28 protein-coding genes and 2 pseudogenes are annotated in these 24,946 nt (G+C 32.8%); 7 read left to right on the forward strand and 23 right to left on the reverse strand.

Annotated features, from left to right (window positions below; translation table 11 throughout):
* Window positions 1-440: 440 nt before the first annotated feature.
* A pseudogene (locus tag C820_RS11515) lies at window positions 441-1,568 on the reverse strand (phage portal protein family protein).
* 51 nt (window positions 1,569-1,619) lie between these two features.
* Between C820_RS11515 and C820_RS11525 the strand changes: the two are divergent.
* Together C820_RS11525 and C820_RS11530 are read left to right on the forward strand one after the other, a co-directional pair.
* Complete coding sequence (locus C820_RS11525) at window positions 1,620-1,901, forward strand: BrnT family toxin (RefSeq protein ID WP_004033689.1); 282 nt, start codon at window positions 1,620-1,622, stop codon at window positions 1,899-1,901.
* 9 nt (window positions 1,902-1,910) lie between these two features.
* Complete coding sequence (locus tag C820_RS11530) at window positions 1,911-2,120, forward strand: BrnA antitoxin family protein (protein ID WP_004033687.1); 210 nt, start codon at window positions 1,911-1,913, stop codon at window positions 2,118-2,120.
* 23 nt (window positions 2,121-2,143) lie between these two features.
* Here the strand turns inward: C820_RS11530 and C820_RS11535 are convergent, their stop codons facing one another.
* The gene (locus tag C820_RS11535) at window positions 2,144-2,353 is read right to left on the reverse strand and encodes a hypothetical protein (RefSeq protein WP_004033685.1); all 210 of its coding nucleotides are present in this window, start codon (window positions 2,351-2,353) and stop codon (window positions 2,144-2,146) included.
* Window positions 2,354-2,431: 78 nt separating this feature from the next.
* A pseudogene (locus C820_RS11540) lies at window positions 2,432-2,578 on the reverse strand (helix-turn-helix domain-containing protein); the annotation flags it as partial.
* A 361-nt stretch (window positions 2,579-2,939) separates the two neighbouring features.
* Here C820_RS11540 and C820_RS11545 point away from each other — a divergent pair.
* A complete protein-coding gene (locus tag C820_RS11545) occupies window positions 2,940-3,260 on the forward strand; it encodes a helix-turn-helix domain-containing protein (RefSeq protein ID WP_156801380.1) in 321 nt (106 codons plus the stop codon).
* 258 nt (window positions 3,261-3,518) lie between these two features.
* Here C820_RS11545 and C820_RS11550 read toward each other — a convergent pair whose 3' ends face one another.
* The 8 genes from C820_RS11550 to spoIIIAA are packed head-to-tail and all read right to left on the reverse strand — an operon-like array spanning window position 3,519 to window position 8,603.
* A complete protein-coding gene (locus C820_RS11550; protein WP_004033679.1) occupies window positions 3,519-4,199 on the reverse strand; it encodes a SpoIIIAH-like family protein in 681 nt (226 codons plus the stop codon).
* 13 nt (window positions 4,200-4,212) lie between these two features.
* The gene (locus C820_RS11555; protein WP_004033677.1) at window positions 4,213-4,782 is read right to left on the reverse strand and encodes a SpoIIIAG-related protein; all 570 of its coding nucleotides are present in this window, start codon (window positions 4,780-4,782) and stop codon (window positions 4,213-4,215) included.
* Between the two features lie 32 nt (window positions 4,783-4,814).
* Window positions 4,815-5,315 (reverse strand): stage III sporulation protein AF, encoded by a 501-nt coding sequence (spoIIIAF, locus tag C820_RS11560; RefSeq protein WP_004033676.1) that lies wholly within the window; start codon window positions 5,313-5,315, stop codon window positions 4,815-4,817.
* 21 nt (window positions 5,316-5,336) lie between these two features.
* Window positions 5,337-6,482, reverse strand: coding sequence for a stage III sporulation protein AE (locus tag C820_RS11565; RefSeq protein ID WP_004033674.1), 1,146 nt, complete (start codon window positions 6,480-6,482; stop codon window positions 5,337-5,339).
* Between the two features lie 11 nt (window positions 6,483-6,493).
* Window positions 6,494-6,877, reverse strand: coding sequence for a stage III sporulation protein AD (gene spoIIIAD / locus C820_RS11570; RefSeq protein WP_004033672.1), 384 nt, complete (start codon window positions 6,875-6,877; stop codon window positions 6,494-6,496).
* 21 nt (window positions 6,878-6,898) lie between these two features.
* On the reverse strand, window positions 6,899-7,093 hold the full coding sequence (spoIIIAC, locus tag C820_RS11575; protein ID WP_004033670.1) for a stage III sporulation protein AC: 195 nt from the start codon (window positions 7,091-7,093) through the stop codon (window positions 6,899-6,901).
* An 18-nt stretch (window positions 7,094-7,111) separates the two neighbouring features.
* The gene (locus C820_RS11580; protein WP_004033668.1) at window positions 7,112-7,633 is read right to left on the reverse strand and encodes a stage III sporulation protein AB; all 522 of its coding nucleotides are present in this window, start codon (window positions 7,631-7,633) and stop codon (window positions 7,112-7,114) included.
* 13 nt (window positions 7,634-7,646) lie between these two features.
* Window positions 7,647-8,603 (reverse strand): stage III sporulation protein AA, encoded by a 957-nt coding sequence (gene spoIIIAA / locus C820_RS11585; protein WP_004033665.1) that lies wholly within the window; start codon window positions 8,601-8,603, stop codon window positions 7,647-7,649.
* A gap of 433 nt (window positions 8,604-9,036) precedes the next feature.
* Between spoIIIAA and C820_RS11590 the strand changes: the two genes are divergently transcribed.
* From C820_RS11590 to aroA, 4 genes are read left to right on the forward strand one after another with little or no spacing between them, the layout of a single operon-like run.
* Window positions 9,037-9,696 carry a LytR/AlgR family response regulator transcription factor gene (locus C820_RS11590; RefSeq protein ID WP_162213023.1) on the forward strand — a complete coding sequence of 220 codons (660 nt, stop codon included), beginning with the start codon at window positions 9,037-9,039 and terminating at the stop codon, window positions 9,694-9,696.
* A 49-nt stretch (window positions 9,697-9,745) separates the two neighbouring features.
* Window positions 9,746-10,759, forward strand: a complete 1,014-nt coding sequence (gene aroF, locus C820_RS11595) for a 3-deoxy-7-phosphoheptulonate synthase (RefSeq protein ID WP_004033662.1) — start codon at window positions 9,746-9,748, stop codon at window positions 10,757-10,759.
* 2 nt (window positions 10,760-10,761) lie between these two features.
* Complete coding sequence (locus C820_RS11600; RefSeq protein WP_004033659.1) at window positions 10,762-11,859, forward strand: prephenate dehydrogenase; 1,098 nt, start codon at window positions 10,762-10,764, stop codon at window positions 11,857-11,859.
* 7 nt (window positions 11,860-11,866) lie between these two features.
* Complete coding sequence (gene aroA / locus C820_RS11605; RefSeq protein WP_004033646.1) at window positions 11,867-13,147, forward strand: 3-phosphoshikimate 1-carboxyvinyltransferase; 1,281 nt, start codon at window positions 11,867-11,869, stop codon at window positions 13,145-13,147.
* A gap of 195 nt (window positions 13,148-13,342) precedes the next feature.
* Here the strand turns inward: aroA and C820_RS11610 are convergent, their stop codons facing one another.
* From C820_RS11610 to C820_RS11665, 12 genes are all read right to left on the reverse strand, one after another.
* Window positions 13,343-14,104, reverse strand: coding sequence for a DNA adenine methylase (locus tag C820_RS11610; protein WP_004033644.1), 762 nt, complete (start codon window positions 14,102-14,104; stop codon window positions 13,343-13,345).
* A 42-nt stretch (window positions 14,105-14,146) separates the two neighbouring features.
* Window positions 14,147-14,824, reverse strand: a complete 678-nt coding sequence (locus tag C820_RS11615; protein ID WP_004033643.1) for a peptidoglycan recognition protein family protein — start codon at window positions 14,822-14,824, stop codon at window positions 14,147-14,149.
* Between the two features lie 11 nt (window positions 14,825-14,835).
* Entirely contained in the window at window positions 14,836-15,150 is a 315-nt protein-coding gene (locus tag C820_RS11620) for a DUF4406 domain-containing protein (protein ID WP_004033641.1), read from the reverse strand.
* A 30-nt stretch (window positions 15,151-15,180) separates the two neighbouring features.
* The gene (locus C820_RS11625) at window positions 15,181-15,447 is read right to left on the reverse strand and encodes a phage holin (RefSeq protein WP_004033639.1); all 267 of its coding nucleotides are present in this window, start codon (window positions 15,445-15,447) and stop codon (window positions 15,181-15,183) included.
* 3 nt (window positions 15,448-15,450) lie between these two features.
* Window positions 15,451-15,705, reverse strand: coding sequence for a hypothetical protein (locus C820_RS11630; RefSeq protein ID WP_004033637.1), 255 nt, complete (start codon window positions 15,703-15,705; stop codon window positions 15,451-15,453).
* 69 nt (window positions 15,706-15,774) lie between these two features.
* The gene (locus C820_RS11635) at window positions 15,775-17,823 is read right to left on the reverse strand and encodes a phage tail-collar fiber domain-containing protein (protein WP_004033635.1); all 2,049 of its coding nucleotides are present in this window, start codon (window positions 17,821-17,823) and stop codon (window positions 15,775-15,777) included.
* Window positions 17,793-19,595, reverse strand: a complete 1,803-nt coding sequence (locus C820_RS11640; protein WP_004033633.1) for a phage tail-collar fiber domain-containing protein — start codon at window positions 19,593-19,595, stop codon at window positions 17,793-17,795. Before C820_RS11640 ends, C820_RS11635 begins: the two co-directional genes overlap by 31 nt.
* Before the next feature lies 1 nt (window position 19,596).
* Window positions 19,597-20,229 (reverse strand): putative phage tail protein, encoded by a 633-nt coding sequence (locus tag C820_RS11645; protein ID WP_004033631.1) that lies wholly within the window; start codon window positions 20,227-20,229, stop codon window positions 19,597-19,599.
* On the reverse strand, window positions 20,213-21,277 hold the full coding sequence (locus C820_RS11650; protein ID WP_004033628.1) for a baseplate J/gp47 family protein: 1,065 nt from the start codon (window positions 21,275-21,277) through the stop codon (window positions 20,213-20,215). Before C820_RS11650 ends, C820_RS11645 begins: the two co-directional genes overlap by 17 nt.
* Window positions 21,270-21,671: a DUF2634 domain-containing protein gene (locus C820_RS11655; RefSeq protein ID WP_004033621.1), complete on the reverse strand. Its 402-nt coding sequence runs from the start codon at window positions 21,669-21,671 to the stop codon at window positions 21,270-21,272. The genes C820_RS11650 and C820_RS11655 overlap by 8 nt, the downstream gene beginning before the upstream one ends.
* Before the next feature lie 15 nt (window positions 21,672-21,686).
* Complete coding sequence (locus C820_RS11660; RefSeq protein ID WP_004033619.1) at window positions 21,687-22,364, reverse strand: LysM peptidoglycan-binding domain-containing protein; 678 nt, start codon at window positions 22,362-22,364, stop codon at window positions 21,687-21,689.
* Entirely contained in the window at window positions 22,364-24,874 is a 2,511-nt protein-coding gene (locus tag C820_RS11665; protein WP_004033618.1) for a tape measure protein, read from the reverse strand. The genes C820_RS11660 and C820_RS11665 overlap by 1 nt, the downstream gene beginning before the upstream one ends.
* Window positions 24,875-24,946: the final 72 nt, after the last annotated feature.

The raw sequence follows: 24,946 nt of genomic DNA on the forward strand, positions 1-24,946 counted from the left end.
ACATATAAGTAAATTAAATTTTTTAATTGCATCTGTAGAACGAGGAGATAAAACTAAACCTCCTCGTTTTTTTCATTTTGATAATACACTGAACTATTTTTCACTCTTTTTCATTTTTGTACCTTGCCATTCTTTCTGAACCATTTTTTTGCCTTTCCTTTCTCTCAACTCCTTGATTTTACTGGCTTTTAAAGAATTTAAAAAAAAGTTAAAAAATTCTTCTTATTTTTTTACTTTTCTCATTTATGCCTTTTTTGCCACTTTTTCTAGTCCGTAAAGAATGACAATTCTTTTTTGTTTTTTCTTGCAATCCCTTGCTATTCCTGTATTTCCCGCTTTTTTAATATTTTTTCCACACTCTTTTTTTTGCCATTCTTTCTACCCCATTACACTAATGTTAAAAGTCCCACATTTGCCATTTTTACAATATAATCTGCAAACTATGTCAAATCCTGTTTTTCAATATCACCATGTATCAGCTTTGGCATATCTCTTATATTTTTAAAATGGCTTTGATTGACTTTTATCAGCTTTGGTATTGCCTGTGTATTTATTGTTTGGCATATGATGTCTAAATAAGTACCTATCGCTACTGCGAAAAGCCTTGTTTTATCGCTGGAAAGTGCAAAACTTCCTGTTTGTTGATGTCCCAAAAGCACAAAATCAGCCATACAAGTCATAGCCATTCTGTTGTCTATTCTTTCTATAATATTGCCTATTTCGAATTGTCTTTTGCTTCCGCCGTTTACTAGGCTAAACGTCCAGCCATACGGCAACACAATACCTTCTTTTTCGTCCCTTCTAATATTTTTTACTAGCTTTTCTGCATAGGCTAATGCTTTCATATTCTCTGGGTCGTCATTCCATATATCTGCTCCTTCTGGTGGTTGCAACAATGGCAATCCTGCTAAATCCCTCTCTACTCCTATGCCCTCTATCTGTCTAAATCTCTTTTTATAATAATAATCTGTATAGCAATTTCTTAGTATAGAACGCCCCTCTGGATTTTGTTTTCTACTCTTTGTTACAAAATGTAATGCTTTTTCAATGGGTATTGTTCTAATGATATAGTCTGGTGGTGCTATCTGCGACATTCCTAACAAATCGTCATTTTCTCCATATTCCCAACGATACAATGTATCCTGTGAACGCAATGCTAATTTTTTCCAGCCTATCAATCCATCTGTATATTTACTTTGATTTTGTATTCGCCTTTTATAACAAATTTCGTGATAACTCTAGCCATAAATTAAAAATAACATGATTTCAGAAATGGTATCTTGCCAGGACTGTTCCATGTCATTCATACAGCTTTTTATAAATTCTGCTGCATTTTTATCTGCTTTTGTATTTGCTGCTGGTTCTATATCCCATGTTACTTGCCTCATAAGCATTTCTATTGCAAAAAGCATTGCTCCTATAATATCATCATTTTCAGACATTTCTTTATACACTTCAATGCCTTTTTGCCCTTGTAACTCTGTTAAAAATTCCTCAAAAAATACACCACCATATCGCCTTTGTCCTATACGTCCATATTCACCAAATATATCCAATTTCCTCACCACCTTAACTAAAAATATTTGACAATTATATTATAATTATAATATAATGTATACATGATAATATTTGAATGGGACGAAAATAAAAATACAATCAATAAGAAAAAACATCATGTAGCATTTGAAGAAGCAAAAACTGTATTTTATGATGAAGAAGCATTAGTCATTGATGACCCAGAACATTCACAGGAGGAAGAAAGATTTATTATATTAGGTCTAAGCAAAAAGGCTAATTTATTGGTCGTATGTCATTGCTATAGAGCTTCTGAAACCGTAATACGAATTATATCAGCACGAAAAGCTACCAAAACAGAAACAAAACAATACTATCAACAATGAGGTGATTACATGAAAGAAGAATATGATTTTTCCAATGCAAAAAAAAATCCTTATGCCAAAAAACTAAAAAAACAAATCACAATCAATATTGATACTGACACAATAGAATATTTTAAAAAACAATCTGATATATCTGGTATTCCTTATCAAACACTTATCAATTTATATCTTACTGACTGTGCAATAAATAATAAGCAATTACAAATTTCTTGGCAATGAATACTTCTAACTTTTAGGAGTATTTATATCCAGCCATTTTCTCTATCTTTTTCAGCAAAGCAATCAGGAGGTACAATAGCTGTATTACCCTTTGTCAGTTCTGCAAAACCATTACTAGAAGCGTCTGCCATATCTTTATATTTTCCCTCTGGGAAGCTTTCCAGTTGTGATAAATAGCTTTCTGTCCAATCTGAAAGCAATACAAACACATTGCCTTTTTCTGTACCTTGCAAGCCTATCCACTGTGCAGAAAAAGGTTCTGCTATTGTTTTTATTTGTAACCATTTTTTAAAATTTGCACCGCTTGGACATCATACTACACTTTTTTCATCTTCATCATACAAATCATTTAAAGTACAACCTAATACCTTTGCTACTAAATAAACAACTTGTACATTAGGATTTCTTACATTTGTTTCCATTTGAGTAATGTATACTTTTGACACACCTGCTTGTTCTGCTAGTTGTTTTTATGTTAACTTTTTTTCTTTTCTTCTCTTTCTTACATTCTCAGCTAAACTCATATTTCCTCATCTCCCTTCACATATTGTTGTTCGATGTTACATTTTGTGTTAAAATGTAACTGTGTTACTTTTAACTTGATTATATTACATCTATAAATTTAGATATTTTAAAGTGTTTTTATATAAATTTAGAGATTTTAGCAATTTATCTAAAAAGGAGTGAATATATATGTATAATTCTAGTGATATTGCTGATAAAATAAAAACGATAGCTAAATCAAAAAATATTCCAATGAAAAAATTGTTAGAAGATGTAAGACTTTGATTTAATACAATGTCTAATATGAAAACATCTATGCCCAAAGTAGATAATCTTGCCAAAATAGCAGATTATCTTAATGTATCTGTTGATTATTTGTTAGGTCGTACTAATACTCAAGCAACTACTTACTCTGTAAATAACATTAACGATAGTAGTGTCGTACAAGGAAACGGTTCTGTTTTTGGTAATGCTTCTATTTCTGTTGCTTCTACTTTTGAAAATGACCCTAATAATATATCTTCATCTAAAGAAGAAATTGGAATATTAGACCTATATCGTTCATTGAATATTCGTGACAGAGCAAAATTTATGAATTTCGTTTTTGAAATGGAGGATAAGGCTACCAAAGCATAAAATAATAAAAAGGAGGAATTACAAATAGATATGTTCATGCTCTTGTAGATGCTGATATTGCAGCTGCTGAAACATTAGAGCAAAAGCTGAATTTTGAAAAAGTAGTACAAAAGTGGGACAAAAAAGCATAAATTGAAACAAAATAAAAAGTAAGAAGTGCTTAGAAACATTGAAAATACAATGCTTTTTGTACTTCCTACTTTTTTTTATTATTGTATTATATTTTGTTCCCCATAAAAATCTTTTTTATTTATGTATTTAATTTGTTTTTTTCAAAGGGCTAATTCTAATTTTATCTGCTTCAAAACCTGTTTTTCTTTTTACAATATCTTCAATTTGTGCTACTTCTGCATCTGTCAATTCTTCTTTATCTACCACAACATCTACTGTTTCATCATCAATACGCACATATGCCTCTTTAAATCCTTTTGACTCAATCATTGCTTCTGCTGCTGTTTCTTTTTCAATTCTTTTTTGCAACTCTAACATATTATCAGCACAAGCAGCTTTTTGTTGTTCGTCTACACTTTCATTGTTCATCATTTCTGTAAGCATATCTTTTTGTTTTGCTCTTGCTTGTTCTCTATCCAGTTTTGCCTCTGCAAAAAAAGTTGATGTTACTACTGTTCCTGCATTTTCTTCTGCATTAACAAAAACAGCCGCACCATCTCCTGTAGTAGTAGATGCCTCTGCTATATTTACTTCTGCTGTAATAGGGTCTAATCCCTCTGTATTTGCTTCTGCCATTTCATTAGGGTCTGTATCTGGTAATACAGAAAAATCATCTAGCAATGCCATAGCATCGCCTTCCTCATTTAATGACATTGCTGTTTTTGTTCCTTCACTTGCTCTACTTTCTGTAAAATTCAAATAGCCTGCTACTGCTACCATAACAGCCAATGCTGTTACAATCACTTGATTTCTTTTTACTACAAACATATTTTTTTCCTCCTTATTTCATTTTTAATACTGCTACTTTATGAGCTGGTACATTAAAAAGAGCTTGTGATGCTTCTGATAACATTTGTACTACTCTTGCATCATCTCCCCCTTCTGCCACAATCACAATACCTTCTATTTCTGGCATTGTTTCCTGTACAACAAGAGGTGTTCTTGTTCCTCTGCTGTCTTCAGACATTACAACTGTATTTTCTTCTCTTTGTGTTTGTGTTTTTTTATTTTGTCCTTCTTCTGTCAAAGAATATTCTTTTTTTTCTTCTTTCGCTAATACAGATGCTTTTGTATTTTTCATTGTTATCATTACTTTTACTTGCCCTACTCCCTCCATATTTGAAAAAACAGTTTCTAACTTTTTCTCAATTTCTTCTTCTGTGTTATACTCTTTTTGTTCTATTTGCTCTTGTATCTGAGGTATTGCTTCTGTTTGCTGCTCTGGTGGCTCAAAAAAAACATGGCTCATTAAAAGAAGCAATATTCCTATTAAAAATGCTGTAAATAAATTGATACGTGCTTTTTTATTTTCAGGGCGAAATAATTCTTTTGCCCAATTCTTTTTTTCCAAAGTATATTCACCTCTTTTGTATGTTTTATTTTTTAACTATCCTCTATTATTATCCCCTCTATATCATATTTATTTTTCATATATTCTTTCATCTCCTCCCCTTTTTCACACTTTCCTACAATACTTACAGACAATATTTGACCATAATTATCTGGCTGTTTAGAAAGCTCTGTTAATACTGAAATGGTGTCTGTGTGAAATTTGTTTTGTAATTCTTTTGTCCATTTCTGTTCTAGTTCTTTTTTATAAATATCTAGTATCATTTCATCATTCCATTTCTCTTGCGTTGTGTTTACTTCTTTACTACTTTCTGCCCAAAGTGATACTGTTTTTTGTATTGTCTGTAATTCCAAATCAGTACCTCTTTGAAATATCAAAAGCATAGGCTTTAAAACAGCCGTCAATAAAAGCAAACCCATCACAATACTAAGATACTTTTTAAAATTGTTTTCTGGCATAAGCAGTTCTGCAAATGCTGCAAACAATGTAAATACTGCTATGTTTTTTATATATGCAGAAAAAGCTTCTAACATTCCTATTGTCCTCCTTGTTTCTTAAAAAAATGTTAATAGCAATATAGCAGAGAATAAAAACATACACTCTACCAAAAACAACGCCCCAAAAAGCAATACAGAAAAATCTCCTGCTCCACTAATACATTTTACAAGCCTACTTTCACATATAGGTTCTGATACTGCTGCCATAATTTTATATATCAATATCATAATGGCTAAACGGATAAGTGGTACAGCACAAAGTAATGCTAAAAAAACAACTGTTGCAATGAGTGTTCCTCCCCTTATCATTTCTGTCAATGCTGCTGCTGTATCTACTGCTCCCCCCATTACATCACCCACAATAGGAACAGATGTTACAACTGCCTTTGCCGTTTTTCCAATGCCTTGATTTAATAAACTACCTCCCAACTTTTGCAATGAAAGCAACGCCATAAATAAAAAAGCAATTCCCTTCATTCCCCAAGAAATTACTCCTTGAAACAATTTTGTAAAACGGTTTAGCATAGGTTTTTCTGATATATTGTTTATCATTTCCAAAGAAGTTACCATAACAATAGCAGGTAATATGCCATAACAAACGATATTTGTTAATATTGCTGCTCCTGCCATAATAGCTGGTGCTGTTACAGTAGCTTGTCCATATCCTTCTGATGCTATAGACAGTGTCATAAAAACAGGCATCATTGCTTTAAAAAATGTTTCAATACTTTTTATGGTATTGTTTACCATATCTGTTTGGCTATAAAATGTAGCTGTAATTACCACAATAAGTACCATATAACAAACATAAAATCCTAATTCCCCTACTGACTTTAATTGAAATGAAGTATTGACATTTTTTAATATGGCACTAAGCAACACTATAAATAGTATTTTTTTAATCATTGAAATTTGTGTTGTAATTTCTCCAGCTAGTTTTTGAACAAATATGGAAAATAAATATTCAAAATCTATTAATTTTCCTTCTGTAATAGCATTCATAACACAATCTTTAAAAGAAGGTATTTCTGTTTTTTGCCAAATTTGTTCTATTTGCCTGTCCACATCATAAAAAGGCAATTTTTCAATTTGTTGTGTCAATACTTCTTGTGTATATTCTTCTGTTGTTTGTTCCGCTTTTACTACAACACATATCAGACAACAAAAACATACTATTAGAAACAACACATTTGTTTTTTTCATTTGTGTTCCCCCTATACTAATCCCATAATGACATCTAACAAAGATAGCAATACTGGTGCTGAAATTATCATCATCATAATTTTCCCTGCAAGTTCAATTTTAGATGCAATACTGTTTTGGCCTGCATCAATACATAACTGCATACCAAATTGTGCTAAATAAGCAATTCCAGTTACTTTTAACACAATAGCAAAATATCCTTTACTCACACCTGCTTTTTGTGCTGTTTCTTCTAAAAGAGAAAGTAATATTTCTAATTTTGTACAAATAGAAATAAATATCAAAACTCCTGTTGTAACTGCTATCAAAAGACTTATTTCTGGTTTTTGTTCTTTTATTGTAATACAAAGTATTGTTCCTATTAGTCCAACTGCTACAATTTGTGCCATATTCATAAATATCCTCCCACAGTGCCATTAAATTTGAAACAGCGTTTGCACTGTATCAAACAACTGACTTATGTATTGTATTACCCAAAAAAGCACTACTACAAGTCCTGCTAATGTTGTCATCATAGCTTGTTCTTCTCTGCCTGCTCTCACCAAAACTTGATTTAACACAGCTACTAATATTCCTACTGCTGCAATCTGAAATACAATATTAATTTCCATAAAATATTTACCCCCTTTTTATAATAATATCACTATAATCAACATTCCTCCCAATATCCCCATACTAGAATATAATTTTTGTTGTTGTTTCTTTTTTTGTTGTAACTGTGCTAATGTCATTTCAATATATTGTAAAAGTAAACAAATACTTGCTTTTTGTTGCGTTATGTCCAAATATCCCATAGAATAGCCAAAACACAATATTGCATCAATATCTTGTTTTTCTAAATATGTTTTTTGTTTCCAATTTAATACTGCTTTTTTCCATATTTCTTCTCCTTTTTCTCCTTCTCTTTTTTCCATTTCTTGGGCTGTTTTTAAAAACAGACTACCTATCACATTATTATATTTTAATCCAATTTCTTCTAATGCTTCTGGTAAAGGTGTTGATAGAAAATCAATTTGGTTTTGAAGCATTGTCATTGCACTTTGCATTTTTTGTAGTTCTTCTATGCGATAACATATTTTTTTGCCAAAACAAATACCTGTAATAGTACAACTTAGCATTACTATTAAAGCACCTATTAACTGTAAAAACATATTATTTTCCTCCCTACATTTTATAAACAATTTCTAAATTTCTATTGTAAATTGTTTGAATTTCTCCTACTCTTTTTTTTGCAGAAAGTACTACAATGCTATGAAAAACACCATTTTTTATCATATTTCCTAATATTTCCCTCTTTTTTACATCTTCCAAATCATTTCCATGTATAGTACAAAGTAACTGTATACCTGCATTTACAATACTTTCTATTGCTACAAAATCTTCTTTTTTTCCAATTTCATCTACAGCAATAATATGAGGTGACATACTTCTAACAAGCATAAGCATACCCTCTGCTTTAGGACAACAATCTAAAATGTCTGTTCTAATTCCTACATCATTTTGAGCAACCCCTTTATAACAGCCTGCTATTTCTCCTCTTTCATCTGCTACACCTACAGTTTGTCCCTCAAAAAAGCCTTTTTTACCATTGCTAAGTTGTCTTACCATATCTCTTAATAGTGTTGTTTTACCACAAGCAGGAGGCGAAACTAAAAGTGTATTATAAAAATTTTTGTTTTCTATAACATACTTTAAAACCATATCACTACAGCCTTTTACTTCATGAGAAATTCTTATATTTAATGCACTAATATTTTGTATTGCTTTTATAGCACCATTTTCAACTACTACTTTTCCTACAATGCCAATTCTATGGCCGCCTTCTATTGTTAAAAAACCATTTTTTATTTCTTCTGAAAAAGCATACAAGGAATATCTGCTTGCCCTTTCTAATATATGTTGTATATCTTCTCTTTTTGGAAAATAAGCTTCTTCTATTTTGTCTGTAATACTTCCATCTTCTTTTATAATATATTCTTTTCTTTGAGCAAATATAAAAAGAGGTTTTTCTACTCTAATATGTATTTCTTCTATTTCTTCTAAAAAGTCTTGTTTTAATGATTGTATAATTTGTTTTAAATTTTCTCCAAATGTTTTCAAAAGCACATTTTTTACTGACATATGTTGTCCTCCTTTTTATTATTTATATTTATGAAAATCCCCTTTAGTATATGACATATTACAAAAATTTTTCTGTACAGTTATGATAAAATATGATAAAATTTTTTTATAATATTTTTTAATAAACTGTTAAAATTAGCTTATGAGATATTATTTTAAAGTTTCTTAATTAATTCTAATATAAATTTATAAGATATTTCTTCAAATTTTTTTATTAATTCTATTTTGGAAAAAAATTAGAAAAAAGTTCATATATAGAAGTTTTTTATGTGTTGTTTATTTTTAAATAATTGAAGAGGTGATTTCCATTTATCCTTTTACGATATTACAATGTTTTGTCAATCAAGAAATTATTCCAAATATTATAGATTTTTTTCCAAAAGAAAAAAGCAATATAAAAATTATGATATGTAATATTATGCAGTCGAAACAAATGAATTTTCCAATTCATTTATTTTTGTTTTATTTAGATAAAGACCCATATCATACAATACAATTTATAAAAACAATACAAAATAGTTCAAAATACCGTAACTATCCTATCATTATTTTTTCTTACAACAAAAACTACTTATTAAATGCTTTTTTCCAATTAAAGCCTTTCCAAGCAATTTTATTGCCTATCACTGAAGAAATTTCTAATAATTTATCAGAATATATTTATATTTATTATAATATGTATAAAACAAGCTATAAAAAAACTTTAGAATTAAACTCTTCTTCTTGTTCTTATCATTTTTCAATAGATGATATTTTATTTGCAGAAGCTAGAAACAGAAAAGTTTTTATTTATACAGAAAATAATACAATTACAGAAGTGCCTATAACATTTCAACATTTCTTAGAATTAATACCAGATAACACTTTAATACAATCTCATCGCTCTTATATTATCAACCCTTATAAAATTTTAAAAATTGATAAAAGTTCCAGAAATTGGACAGTTAGTTTTTATAATACAGATAAAAAAGCATTTATTAGTCGTCCTTACAGACAGATTACTTTAAATGCTATTTCTACTTATATGTTTCAAGAAAATTATGCTCAAGTAGAAAATTATCCTATGATTGACATGTATTATTTCCGAGAGTAGAATATACATAAAATACATTTTTACAATATGTTAAAGGAGGAACAAAAACATGATAGTTGTAATGAAACATTCTGCAACAGAAGAAAATATACAATCCATTATTCAAAAATTATATAGCTTAGGATTAGATGCTCATCTTTCTAGAGGTGCATCTATTACTATTATAGGCGTTGTTGGTGATAAATCTAAATTTTTAGCTGAAAATCCTCAGCTTATGCCTGGCGTTGAAAAACTTGTTCCAATTAGTGAGTCTTATAAAGTAGCTAACATTCAATTTCACCCAGAACCTACTATTATTGATGTAAATGGTGTTAAAATAGGTGGTGACAATTTTGTTATTATGGCAGGGCCTTGTGCTATTGAAAGCTATGACCAACTTATGGCATCTGCTATTGCAGCTAAAAACGCTGGTGCTCAAATATTAAGAGGTGGTGCATATAAACCTCGTACTTCTCCCTACTCTTTTCAAGGTTTAGAAGAAGAAGGTCTTCGTTATATGGCAGAAATTAAAAAAGAAACAGGTCTTTCTGTTATTACTGAAGTAACAAGCTGTAAAGCTGCAGAAACTGCTGTTAATTATGTAGATATTATGCAAATTGGTGCTAGAAATATGCAAAATTTCGAATTGCTTAAAGAAGTAGGAAAATCTAAATTACCTATATTATTAAAAAGAGGTCTTTCTGCAACAATAGATGAATGGCTAAATGCTGCAGAATATATTATGAGTGAAGGAAATGAAAAAGTAATACTTTGTGAAAGAGGTATTCGTACTTACGAAACAAGTACACGAAATACTTTAGACATTAGTGCTGTGCCTGTTTTAAGAAGCAAAACACATTTACCTATTATTATAGACCCAAGCCATGCTTCTGGTGTACGTGATTATATTGCTCCTTTGAGTCGTGCCGCAGTAGCTGTTGGTGTAGACGGTCTTGAAATTGAAGTACACCCAAATCCTGCTGCAGCGATGTCTGATGGTTCACAGTCATTAAATCCAGAAGATTTTAAACAACTTTGTGAAGAATTAAAACCATATATACAACTGTCAGGAAGGAAGTTTTAAATATGTTTTCTAAAATTGGCATTGTAGGACTTGGTTTGATAGGAGGTTCTCTTGCAAAAGCATTTCGAAACAGAACCTCTGTCAAAACAATTGTAGCATTTAATCGTCATGAAGATGTTTTATTAGAAGCAAAAAAGCAATGTGTTATTGATGACTATGCTACAGAAATTACAGATATATTTGAAAATTGTGACATTATTTTTATTTGTACACCCGTTCAAAACATTATGGAATATGCAGAAAAATTAATTCCTTTTATATCAAAAGATTGCATTGTTTCAGATGTAGGTAGTACAAAATGGGAATTATATCAAAAAATGAAACAATATTCTGATAAATTTACATATATTGGCGGACACCCTATGACAGGCTCTGAACGTTTTCGATATAATGCTTCAAAAGAACATCTTTTTGAAAATGCTTACTATATTTTAACACCAGATGAAACCATTACAGAAGAAAAAACAAATGCTTTTTCAGACTTTATACGTTCTATTGGTGCAATTACTGTAATACTTTCCCCTCAAGAACACGATTATGTTGTTGCTTCTATTAGTCATGTTCCTCATATTATTGCATCTGCTCTTGTACATAATGTGAAAAATTTGGATACACCAAATCAATATATGCACTTATTAGCAGCGGGAGGATTTAAAGATATTACAAGAATTGCTTCTTCTAGTCCTGATATGTGGCAAGGTATTTGCATGGAAAATAAAGAGCAAATATTAAAAGTGCTTTCTTCTTTTGAAACAGTAATACAAGATATTCGTCAAAAGTTATCAAAAGAACAATATCAATCTGTACATGATTATTTTGATATAGCAAGAGTTTACAGAGACTCTTTTCTTTCTATTACACCGAAAAGTTTTGTAAAACGCTATGAAATTACTGTTGATGTATTAGACCGTCCTGGTAGTATTGCTATTATTGCAGTACTCTTTTCTAGTCATGGTATTAATATTAAAAATATGAGCATTGTTAATAACAGAGAACAACAACAAGGTGCTTTATATTTTGCTTTTGATACAGAAGAAGATAGACAAAAAAGTATTCATTTGCTTAATGACTTAAATTATGATGTTTTTGTAAAGGATTGATATACTAATGAACCAAATTATAACACCTAAAAAAAATATTCGTGCTACCATAACAGTACCTGGTGATAAATCTATTTCTCACAGAAGTATTATGTTTGGTGCATTAGCAAAAGGAGTAACAGAAATAGAGGGTTTTCTTATGGGACAAGACTGCCTTTCTACAATTTCCTGTTTTCAAAAATTAGGTATTACAATAGAACAAAACAACAATAAAATATTTGTTTACGGAAAAGGATTACATGGCTTAACAAAACCAAGTGAAACATTAGATGTAGGAAACAGTGGTACAACATTACGTTTAATCAGTGGCATATTATCTGCTCAACCTTTTTTATGTCATTTAACAGGAGATAGCTCTATACAAAAACGCCCTATGAACCGTATTGCTGTACCTTTGCGTAAAATGGGTGCTGTATTAATAGGAAATGATAGAGAAAATTTATTTGCTCCTTTTACTATAGAGGGAAAAGCCCTACATTCTATCAAATACACACTCCCTGTAGCAAGTGCACAAGTAAAAAGTGCTATATTATTAGCTGGACTTTTTGCAAAAGGTGAAACAATTATAGTAGAACCAGAGCCTACTCGTGACCATACTGAAATTATGCTACGTTATATGGGAGCAGATATACAAAAAATTGGAAATAAAATACATTGTAAACCAGTACCAGAACTTTATGCTCAAAAAATTGTTGTACCTGGTGATATTTCTTCTGCTGCTTATTTTATTGTAATGGCTTGTATTTGTAAAAATAGTGAAATTTTATTAAAAAATGTAGGTATCAATGAAACACGAACAGGTATTATTGATGCTTTGCAATCTATGGGAGGCAATATTACAATAGAAAATGAAAAAACAATAAATGGTGAAAAAACAGGTGATATTCATGTAAAATATTCTACTCTTCATGGTAGCACAATAGGCGGTGCTGACATTCCTCGTCTTATTGATGAAATCCCTGTTATTGCTGTAGCTGGCTGCTTTGCAGAAGGCACAACAATTATAAAAGATGCACAAGAACTAAAAGTAAAAGAGTCAAATCGCATTAAAACAATTATTACAGAATTAAAAAAATTTGGTGCTAATATTACTGAAACAGATGATGGTATGATAATACAGGGCGGAAATACATTAAAAGGTTGTGTTACACAAAGCTATCAAGACCATCGTATTGCTATGGCTATGGCAGTTGCTGGAACTGCTGCTTTAGGTGAAACAACTATCATAGATGCAGAGTGTGTAAATATTTCTTTCCCAAATTTTTATGATATTATCACATCAATATAATGATAATCATTTTGTATTTTAACGGGAAAAGTCTACAATGTTGTATTTTCAACACTTTTATAGAAAAATACCTTTTTTAATTTATGGTAATATGTGTGTTTTTTCGTATAAAAGTGGGACAAAAGAAGGACAAAAAAACAAAATTGTAGGACGGATTTGTTATATAAAACAAGGGGAGAATTTCTCCCCTATCTCCTAAAAATTTGTTATAATCAATTCTTTATACATTCCTTTTCTACCATTACTAAGAGATAAGTTGCTACTTCTTTCTACCTCTTGTATATCAAATCCTTCATACAAATTTTTTATAAATTCATTATCATTATAGCTAAGTACAAAATGCCCTTTTATGTTTTTAAGGCTATCCCTCAAAAGTATATGTTGTTCTTTATCAAAAACATAATCTCCCATATGATATACTTTTTCCGCCTTATAGTATGGAGGGTCACAATAAAATAGCGTACCTTCTTTATCATATCGTGTTAGTATATCTGTAAAACTTTTATTTTCTATTACTACCTTTGATAACCTTTTTGCAATTTTTTCTGCATTTTGCAAAAGCAAATAAGGACTTCTGTAATTTGCACTATAGTGTTCTAATTTTGCACCGTAAGAGGTTCTAATCATATAATAAAACATTGCTGCCCTTTGAATGTCTGTAAGTTCTTTTTTGTTATAGTCTTGTTTAAATTTGTTAAAAATCTCCCTTGCATTGAGCGTGAACTTCAATTCTTGTAATACTTCTTTAGGATACTTTTTAATACATTGAAATAGATTTACTAAATCACTATTTATATCATTATATACTTCTTGTTCCGCATACTTTTCTCTATAAAGCAATACCCAAGCTGCACCGCCAAACACTTCTACATATCTGCTAATATATTGTGGAAATCTTTTTACAATTTCTTTTCGAAGTAGCTTTTTACCGCCAATCCAAGTAATAAAACTATCCATAACAACAAACCTCCTAACATAAAAAAAGAGGGCTTTTCGCCCTCATCTGTCATACAATCCCATATTATCATGAGAAACGTAAATCCTCAACATATCATATGTTAACATCAACTCTCCTTTTTCATTTCCTACAAGAGCACCCTTGTCAATCAACTTTTTAATTGTGGGTTTTGCCCATTTTGGTACATCATCTATTTTATTGTAAAGCATTTCATTTCCTTCCTTCTTTTCTTCACTCAACTTCTTTTTAAAATCTAGCCATTGTATTTGATTTCTGACAAAAGGTTCTGGACACATTTTTCCTGTGACATCATAATGCCTAAGCACATTTTCTATTGGTATGTTGTACTTTTTCATAATAACCTTTATGAGTTTAATTGCTGTATTTTGCGTTTGTTCATTTATGTAATATTGCCCTTTGTCATCTTTTTCGCTACACATTTCAACACCAATGCTGTTATCATTTCTACATTTTGGGTGCTTATAGCTTTTTGCTCCACAATGCCAAGCCGTATCAGTATCTTTTACACTTTGTACTACATTGCTTTCATCTACAAAATAATGAGCCGAAGCATTTCTATTTGGTTGAGCAAAATAATTACCATTACCTTCTGCCTTGTCACCGTTATTCGCTGTATAATGTACTACAATGTACTGTATAGATGATTTTCTACCTTTATTGTAGTTACTTTGATGTGCTAACATCTGTTTGACTTCCATAGTATCACCTTTCATTCATAAATAATGTCTAAACCATAAGCCTTAGCCGTTTCGTGTTCAATTCTACATCCTCTTGCCTTTTCCCAACCTCTACAAAAATAAACTGCTTGGCAGGTTGACATATATTTTAGAGATTTTGCAAGATGATACAAAGGAACATTTTCAAAACCTTTTTCTTTCAAATCCTGTTCATTATCATCAAAATAAGTATTTAACACTTCATAGCCTTTTTCTGTTAAAGCTGCTACTGCCCTTTCTCTTGTTTGTAAAATTTCTTGCTCTGTTTTGCCGCCCATTGTTTGTGATATCATTGCTATTTTTTTCATAATATATTTTCCTCCTATTTTCTCTATTTTTTAATCTTTTTTAGGTTTCTGATAAGTCAATGCTTGTTTACTATCTGTAATTCCTTGTGTAGTAGGGTCATTGACATAGCCCACAACTGCTACAACTACACACCCTAATGCAAAAGGATTACTCAAAAGATTTTTCACTTGTTCCGCTAGTATTGCCCAACTGGTAAACATTTCTGGTTTTGCACCAACCGCCGCCAACACTATCGCCACCAATCCAAACCAAAAATACGGATTTTTTGCCCTTACCTTCCAGTTGATTTTTTTCATAAGCTATACCTTCCTTTCTTCTAATATACTTATTCTATTCTCGTGTTCTGCTAGTTGTTCATCTTGTTTGTCATTGTGTGCCCATATTTTAACGTGGCTGTCGTGATTATGATTTTCAAATTTCTCCATTTTTGACTCTAAATGCTCACAAGTATCATTTAATTTTGTAATGGTGTTTGTCAAATTCATAATAGGCTTTGTGACTGTAGCAATCAGCCCTAGCAATGCAATCATTACTGTTACAATTTCCCACTCCATACTATTCCCTCCTTCCTACCCATACTAAAATCAAAATAGTCTACAAAAGTATCAATAAAAAAAAGAGCCTTAGCCCTTCAATAATTCTATCTCTTTTTGTAATTGTTCTATCATATGTTGTTGTTGCTGTATTGCCTTTATCATAGGCGCAATAAATTCTGCATATCCTAATGACAATACATCTTCCCCACCATCTATTTTACTATCCAAATATCCAGCAAAGTCAACGCCTAAATCATTCATTACTTCTTTTACTTCTTGTGCTACCAGTCCATAGTGTGGACGTTTGCCCGCCTTGCTGCCATCGTTTGTAGCTGTAAAATCTCTCTCTTTGCCCTGTTCAAAATACGCTTCACGACTGTTCATTCTATATTTTCTAGGGCGTAACTTCATTATAAAATTTAATCCTAGTGGACTGTCCTCAATGTCTAGCTTGTCACGGGCGTCGGAGCGAACTACTAACGCTTTTTGAGCATATACAGTGACGGAAGTATTTCCGAGTTGTATTTGGTTAGAGCCTGTAACTTGGGCATTGTAACCTAATCCAGTACAATTAGTATAAGTTGTTAAATTTTCCAATGCACTTGCACCTAAAGCTGTATTGTAATTACCTGTTTTACAGTTCGTAAGTGTTTTATATCCAATTGCACAATTATTTGAGCTTTTTGTTAAAGAATATAATGCTAAGTAACCTAAAGCTACATTGTATTCTCCAGTAATAACATTTTGTAAAGCAAATTCTCCTATAGCTATAGTGCCTACTATTATTCTATCTTCATCTGTGTAATTATATCCTATAGCACTATGACCTATTGCGATATTTCCTTGACTTCTTTTATTAGATGAACCTCCATCTATCGAAGTTATACCATATAAAGTATCAGACCCTATTGCTATATTACAATTAGTAAGCGTTCCACCTGAGCTTACTGCTAAGGCATCATTACCTATTGCTATATTAGCGTGTGTATTTCCAATACTTGAATAGTTGCTATGACCTATTACTATATTTTCTGAACCCATTTCTTCTATATCCTTACAAACATCATTTCCAATCACTATATTTTTGCTGCCAGTTTTATTTTTCCACATAGACAAAGCACCAATTGCTATATTATTATCACCAGATATATTATTTTGTAATACTTGACTGCCAATCGCAGTATTATACTTTCCTGTTGTGTTATTTGACAAAGTATATTTTCCTAAACCTACATTACCATATCCTGTTCCTGCCCCTATCATTACATTATCAATTTCAGATTTTGTCATTGTACCACCAAAAGCTGCACCATTTTTAGTAATATTTCCACTCACAATAAAATTTACATTTTTAGCTTTAATCTCCATATTATCATCTGTAGGTTCACTAATATGAACATAATCACCATCGCCAAAATTGATTTTGCAACCATAGTTGCTACTAGCTGTTTTTAATGTCAAATTTCCTTGAATGATAGTTGCACCGCTTATCGTACCTCCTGCACTTGGGAATGCACCTAAATTTGTTCTAGCATTTGCCGCTGTTGTAGCACCCGTTCCGCCGTTTGCTATAGACAATGTACCGCTTATAATATCATCTACACTATGTTGGTGTTCTTTATCCGCCTTCCCCTCAAACAATTCATTATGGGCATTGTCATCTACATTATGGGTATCAAGCATATCTTTTGTCATAATAACAGTATGAGGGTCTATAGTAAAGGAAAGTGCTTCTGTATTTTTAACAGCTAATCGCATCGTTAATTTGAGTTCTGTAGAAGCACCGTCCTCCAATCGCACTTTTGGTAAATCGGGAGTATTCCCTATTGCAACAAGTTCTTCTGTTTCATCAAGTAAAGCTATTTCTCTTACAATAAAGCCACTCACTTCTGCGGGAATTACTGTAGTAATTCTCAATATTTTTTGAGCGTCCTGTACAACATCGGCTTTAGAAATCGTACCCCTCCACACTTCATTTTTGATTGCGGTCATATCACTTGTGGGCACATAATATTCCCCATTACCATCACCTACTAAAAATGTGGTAATATTTAGCTTTTGTCCTCCTGCTACCGCTTCGGCTATTTTAGACTGTCCCACATCTGTCAATATTGCAAAATATTTTCTTGTTGACATGAAAACACCTCCCCATTTACTTTTTGTTTTAATGCTTCTATTTCTTGCTGTTGCAATTCTATCATTTGTTGTTGTTGCTGTATTGCCTTTACAATAGGGGCAATAAATTCTGTATAGCCCAATGAAAGTACATCTTCCCCACCGTTTATTTTGTGGTCTTGATAGCCTGCAAAATCAACATTCATTTCCTCTATGACTTTTTTGACTTCTTGTGCTACAAATCCTTGATGAAAGCGTTTTCCCGCCTTGCTGCCATCATTTGTAGCTGTATAATCTCTTTGTTTTCCCTGTTCAAAATAGAGTTCTCTGCTATTCATTTTAAATTGTCTAGGTGTTAGCTTTTTAATAAAGTCTAAACCTAGTACAGTGTCTTGTATTTCTATTTTGTCCCTAGCGTCCGAACGGGTTTGTACAGCGGTTTGAGCGTATACGGTGACATTCGTATCACCAAGTTGTACTTGATTAGAAGCCGTAACAGTGGAATTTGCACCTAAACCAGTACAATTAGAATAATTTGTATTTGTTTTTAAGGCTTGACAGCCTATTGCTGTATTGTCACTTCCCGTTGTATTGTAACCTAAAGCATATTCTCCTAAAGCTGTATTACAGTTTCCTGTTTTACTATTGCCTAATGCAAATAAACCTACTGCCGTATTTTGATTTCCTTGTGTATTGTTATATAACGCTTCTTCTCCTACTGCCGTATTACTATGTCCTGCTGTATTTGCTTTTAATGCTACAAAGCCTACTGCTGTATTTTGTCGTCCATTTGTATTATTATATAGTGCTTGATTTCCAACGGCTGTATTCATTGAACCAGATACAGATTGTGCCAAAGCATTTATACCAAATGATATATTTTCACTGCCACCTCCAGAAGGTTTTAAAACGTTATAAATTTCAGTTTTTGTTAAAGAAGTACCACTTTGCCAACCAGCCGCTTCTAACAATTCTCCTATTTTTTCCCCTGTAAATTTCGTTTTATCTACTTTTTTATCTAATTCTGTTGTAAATTTCGTTTCATCTACTTTTTTGTTTAGTTCTGTTGTAAATTTCGTTTCATCTACTTTTTTATTTAATTCTGTTGTAAATTCCGTTTTGTCTACCTTTTTATTTAGTTCTGTTGTAAATTCTGTTTTGTCTACCTTATTATTTAATTCTGCTGTAAATTCCGTTTCATCTACTTTTTTATTTAGTTCTGTTGTAAAATCCGTTTCATCTACTTTTTTGTTTAGTTCTGTTGTAAATTCGGTTTTATCTACCTTTTCATCAAACAAATTTTTATGGGCATTTTCATCATTTTTGTGAGCGTCAAGTTCTTGCATGGTAGCATAAACAGCACTAGAATTTACCACAATATTTACGACTTCTGTATTTGTAACGGCTATTCTCATATACACAACCGCTTCTGTCAATGCCCCTTCTTCCAACACTGCTTTTAATAAATCTGGTGCATTACACACTGCTATCATATTGTTGTTGTCGTCAAATATTGCCATTTCTCTTAGTGTAAAATGTCCTACATCTTTTGGAATAGTACCACTAATTTTTATGACATTTTGTGAAATACTATCTATTTCATAATTCTGTATTTTTCCTCTCCATATTTCCCTTTTTAATGCTGTCATATCGCTTGTAGGCTTATAAAAAACGCCGTCACCGTCACCAGCCGCAATACTTACTACATTTACTTTTTGTCCTTTTTGTGCGGCTTTTGCCATCAATTCCGCACCCAAATCTGTCACAATGGTATAATATTTTTGTTCTGCCATACTATCCCTCCTTTATTTCTGCACTCAATCCCACACACAACACACCATCTGTATACAATTCCGCTTCATTTTGATAGTTTGAGGGCATAATTGGCAGCACATCGACAACTTGTGCTATTACGGTAGTGCCACCTACCTTTACACTTGTATCCTCTGCATCGTATCGAAATTTCTTAATGTATTCAATATTCGCTGGTAGTACCCTTTCGAACATTTCAAGCACTTGTTTGACAATATGACTTTCTAAATTTTGCTCTGTGAGTTGTATTGAAACGTCTAAAAAATAATCATTGTGGTACAATGTCATAGTGTAGCCATTTTCACCGCATATACTATCCATAAGCATTACAAGTCTTTTCCATGTATAAGGCAAATTTTCGTTCAATCGTATCCAAATATTTTTTCTTCTGATTTCTAATGTATCTGTATCAGACGCATTTAATTGCAATATGTCCTCCCAACGTTTACAACCATATTCCGTCAAACTTTCTAAAAAGCCATTATCGAAAACGACTTCAAGAGCCTTCCACAGTGCATTGACTTGTGGACTTTGTACATTGCACAACACTTGATATTCTCTTACATTTCTTATCACTTCTGGCAGATACTGACACAAATCAACTTCTCTTGTCATACACCTGCCCCCTTACTACAATATTGTTTTCGTCAATTTCAATATTTCTCATTTGCCCATTTAGTTCCGTATCACTTACATCTAATACGCCCTCTAAATCCAATATACGGCTTTCAATTCGTGACACTCTCACCACTAAATTTTTCTCATTTCCCCAGCTTTCATTAAGCTGTTTAAAATAATCGTCAATAGTATTTTGAAGTGCCGCTTGTATTCTATCAAAATAATAACCATTCTGATATGTGATATGAGCAGCGACATTTACTGTCGTTTTTTCCGCCCCTACCACCGTCACAACGTGTCCAATAGGTGCTAATCCCAAGCCTTGCCCTTGATTTTGTGTAGGGTCTATTGCGGTTTGCACCATATCCACCAATTCTTGACTAGGGGCGTTGTATTCCGATGTAAGTATCACTAACTTTACTGTACCGCCGCCCTGCCAAGTAGGGTACACCTTCACCGCTCCAACACCTTGCATTTGCAACACTTTCTGTTTGTAATCTGCAATATTTCCACCAAAAGCAAGCCCAAAAAGACTATCATAATATCTTTGTCTTAAACTCTGGTCACTTTCTACTTCTTCACCAGGAATAAGCACTTCTGTTAGTACGGCACTTGTCAAATTTTGTATGTACTCCACTGGTATCATATTTCCTAGTGGGTGATTGCCTTTTTCTCCAGAAGTTTCGCACTGCAATTTAAAAACATTTTGTGACATTTTTTCTGTAACAATATAATGTAGCCCCTCCAAATAAAAGCGACTACCTATAGGCACATCAATGTTAAATTCCCCTTTACATATAGCATTGGTAGCGGGTAGTCTTTCAATTCCCCTTTCGTGACATTTTTTAGTGAGAAAAACACCCTCTGTAGTATCTATAAATACCATATCTAGTATGTTGTCCATTTCGATATAGGCATTTTGCAACTCTACAGCAGAAGGTGCAAGGGCATTATATAGTACGCTTCCCTCTCTTTTATCTAACGTATTTGGCACTTTATCAAGCATATCTTTTATTATTTTTTCAAATGTCATATGTTCATACAATGTACTTCACCTCCTGTTCAAACGCTCCAAAAACACTATCAACTGTGAATTTTACAAAAACCGTTTCTCCCTCTGCTTTTGTGACAATATTGTATACATTTTTTATTCTGTCATCTTGCAGTAGTGCTTGTTTTATTCTGCTAGGTAACACCGCACAAGCGTATGTTGTAGGCTTTCCGAACAAATCTTTTAGTTCTATACCATAATTCCAGCTATATATTACATAATCATACCTTTCGATACTAAGTATCAAATAGATAGCTTGTTTTAACGCTTCAATGCCATCTGTCATACCTGTCATTTTTTCATTTTTTGTGTCAATATAATATGTTTTAGAAGCATTGCTTTTCACCTCAATGCCACGATTTAACAAGTTATTATTTTGCGGTAACATTACTATTATACCCCCTTACTCCAACTGTATCACCTGTCCCACCTGTATGTTGTTTGGTGTAGTAATACCGTTTTTCTGTGCAATTTCTTGATATTTCGCACCGTCACCCAATTCTTTTTTGCAGATATTCCATAGTGTATCGCCTTTTTGAACCGTGTAACTTTTTGCTGTTTGTTTTGAAGTGCTATCTCTTTTTTGTGTTAGGGTAGCAGTTTGACTATTTTGGTCTATTTGTATACTGCCCGTTGCAGTAGCATAACTTCTATACTGTTTTAGTGACAATTCCACACCACAATCCGTGCCATATTCTTCTGCATTTTCTTTTATGGTATATTCTTCCAATGTGTAATACGGCTCTTTGTCCTCGTCGTCACCGCCCCTATAAACGACATTACCACTTTCATCTGTTCTTATCACCAAAAACAAAAAAGGCTTTTGTGATTTTTTAAGCCTTTCAAATAAATCCAAATAATATTTTGCATTTTGAAAACTGCCACCTTCATATATTGTAAAGGGATATTCTTTGTTTGGCAAAAGTGCCGTAAATGAAACATCAGACAGCCCCACCTTTTTTATGATGTTAATTTCTTCACCATTCAACAACTTTATTGTGGTATTATTGTTGTTGATGTTTGTGTCCATAGCACTTGGGGCAACGGGTAGTAGTACACCATCTATATAGTATTGATACATTATATATGCACTCCTTCCGCTGACATTTGCACAATATTTGCCATTTCTTCAACCTTTTTGTTAAAAAAGCCGTCTAAATCCATATCATTTTGTATTGTGTTGTTGTTTGTCATTTCAATTTTCACTTGAGGCATAATATATTTATCACCATATTTGATATTTGCCATTGTCCTTATAAACTCCAAATCCTCTTTATCCATTTCCATATTGCTTTTTATACTACTTGTATCTTTTGACATATTTTGTGTATTTTTCAATATGCCCTCAAGTAAGCCATTCATACTTTCTACCCCTTCAAAAGGGTTAAAATCCTCCATATATTCCCCAAAACCTGCCCCAAAATCAGCAATTTTGTGGTATACTGTTTCTACCAATTCAGTAACATTTGTATAACCAAATCTAGGTATAAACTCTTCCCAATCCATTTTATTTTTTGCTTGTTGTGATAAATCTTGTGCCGTATTTCTACATCTTGTCAAAAAGTTATCCGCTTTTTCGAGCCCTTCTGTAATAAAAGATAATTTCGGTATGTGACTTGTAACAGATAAAAGCCCTTGTATCACATTTTGAAAACTTGCAAGTATATCATCTCCCAAGTCAAAAAACAACACTTTTATCGCTTCTGTTTTATTTTTGGAAAAATTATATACGAAATTCACGAAATCAGCAAATAAATTCCATGCACCTACAACACTATTTTTTGCTGTAGCATAAATTGCAGCAAACGCTGCCGCAATGATACCCGTTGCGGAAATGCTTGTATTTTTCACTTTGTTTATGTGGTCAACAAGCTTGTAAAACATCACAATCAATGCACCTATTGCTACTATAACAAGCGTTGCAGGATTGAGTGACATCGCAATGTTTAGTGCCCATTGTGCCGCCGTGACGATACCGATTGTCATCGCCAAGCCCGTTAAAACGGGTTTGACTTCTTCCCAATGTGTGACAACATAGTTGAAAGCGTTTACGATATTGTCAAATACCCAAGTAATCGTCGCACCAGCTTCTGCAAATATCGTCATAATATCACTTGAAAATGCTTGAAATTGTTCACTATTTAGCAATGTTTTAAGTTTTTCTATTGTAACAGTCGCTCTGTCTGCAATATATTGGAATACCGAACCCCACTGATACAGTATGCTTTCTGCATTGCTGTTGTTGAATAAGCCGTTTATCCCTTGCAAAACGGGCGTAAAACTTTTTAGTGCAAGCGTCTTTATTTTTTCAAATGTTCTACTTATTGTGGTAGGCATACTGTTGAATTTCTCGTTTGTTTCTTCTGCCATAGAGAGCATAGCATTTTTAACCACTTCCGCAGTTACTTTGCCATCTTCCGCATAACTTTTAATACTCCCTTCTGCCCAACCCATATATTTTTCAATATTTCGGGCTATACCTGGTGCACCGTCTAATATAGAATTGAGTTCTTCTCCCCTCAGTGCCCCCGCTGCCATAGCTTGTGACAACTGTACCATAGCATTTGACTGTTCTACTGCCGACGCACCGCCTATAGCAAAAGTCTTGTTTATTTGCTCCATAAACGCTATCAATTCATCATTACTTGAAAATGCCGAACCAGCATTTAAACCCATTTTGGCAATAGCTTCGGCGGTGTCCAAATACCCTGCACCGCTTTCATAAGCCGCTTTCATTATTACTTCTGATAATTCTTTTGTAGTTCTCAAACCGTCATTCATTAAATTTAATCTAGACAATACCGATGTCACATTATCAGATAATTCCCCAGCAAATTTAATGCCTTGAAATGATAAATACATACCTGCCATACTTTTTAATGTCCCCATTAGTCCATTTGCGGCACTGTTTGCCCCTGCCAATTCCCTTCCCAAAACAGAAACGGCGTGTGCCGCCCCTCTTATCGGTGTCGTCATTGTCTGAAAAATCCTTCTAAGTAATGTCACACGTTGTGTCTGTCTTTGTGTTTCTTCCGTTTGCCTTTGTGTTTCTTGCGTTTGTCGTCGCCTTTCACGTGTTTGCCTTTGTGTTTCTTGTGTTTGTCGACGGGTTCCTTCTGTTTGGCGTTGCGTTTGTTGTGTTTGTCTTTGTGAACTTTCACTTGCTCTATTCATAAACTGTTGCATTGCTTCAGACATTGTCAATATGCTATTTGTCTGTTGTTGTATTGCTTCTGTCATTTGCTGTAATGCAGTTTCAGATGCCCCTGCCAATCCTGCTATTGTATTTTGCTGTTGCTGTATTGTTTGCAATGCACCATTTGCTGCTAAACCCACATCATCATAGCTTCTTGCAACTTCTGCACCACTTCTGCTAAATCCTGTCAAAGCTTCTTCCATTTCCACAATAGTCGCTTCAGCATTTCTGATTTCAGCCCTAGCTGCTTCAAAGCCCGTAACATCAATACTATTCCTTGATACCCTTTGCATTTGTTCGAAATGGCTTATTGTCATATTTAAAGCATTTGTAATGCTCTGTAATGCTGGTGTCATACCATTTGCAAGTTGTATTGTGGAACGTATCTCACCCATTTGCTACACCTCCTTAGTGAGTACATTTGACGCTTATGAGAGTTGCGACATAGCGTTGACGAAGTAACGCAG

The organism is Clostridium sp. MD294, from assembly GCF_000364165.2.
Classification (GTDB): domain Bacteria; phylum Bacillota; class Clostridia; order Lachnospirales; family Anaerotignaceae; genus Coprocola.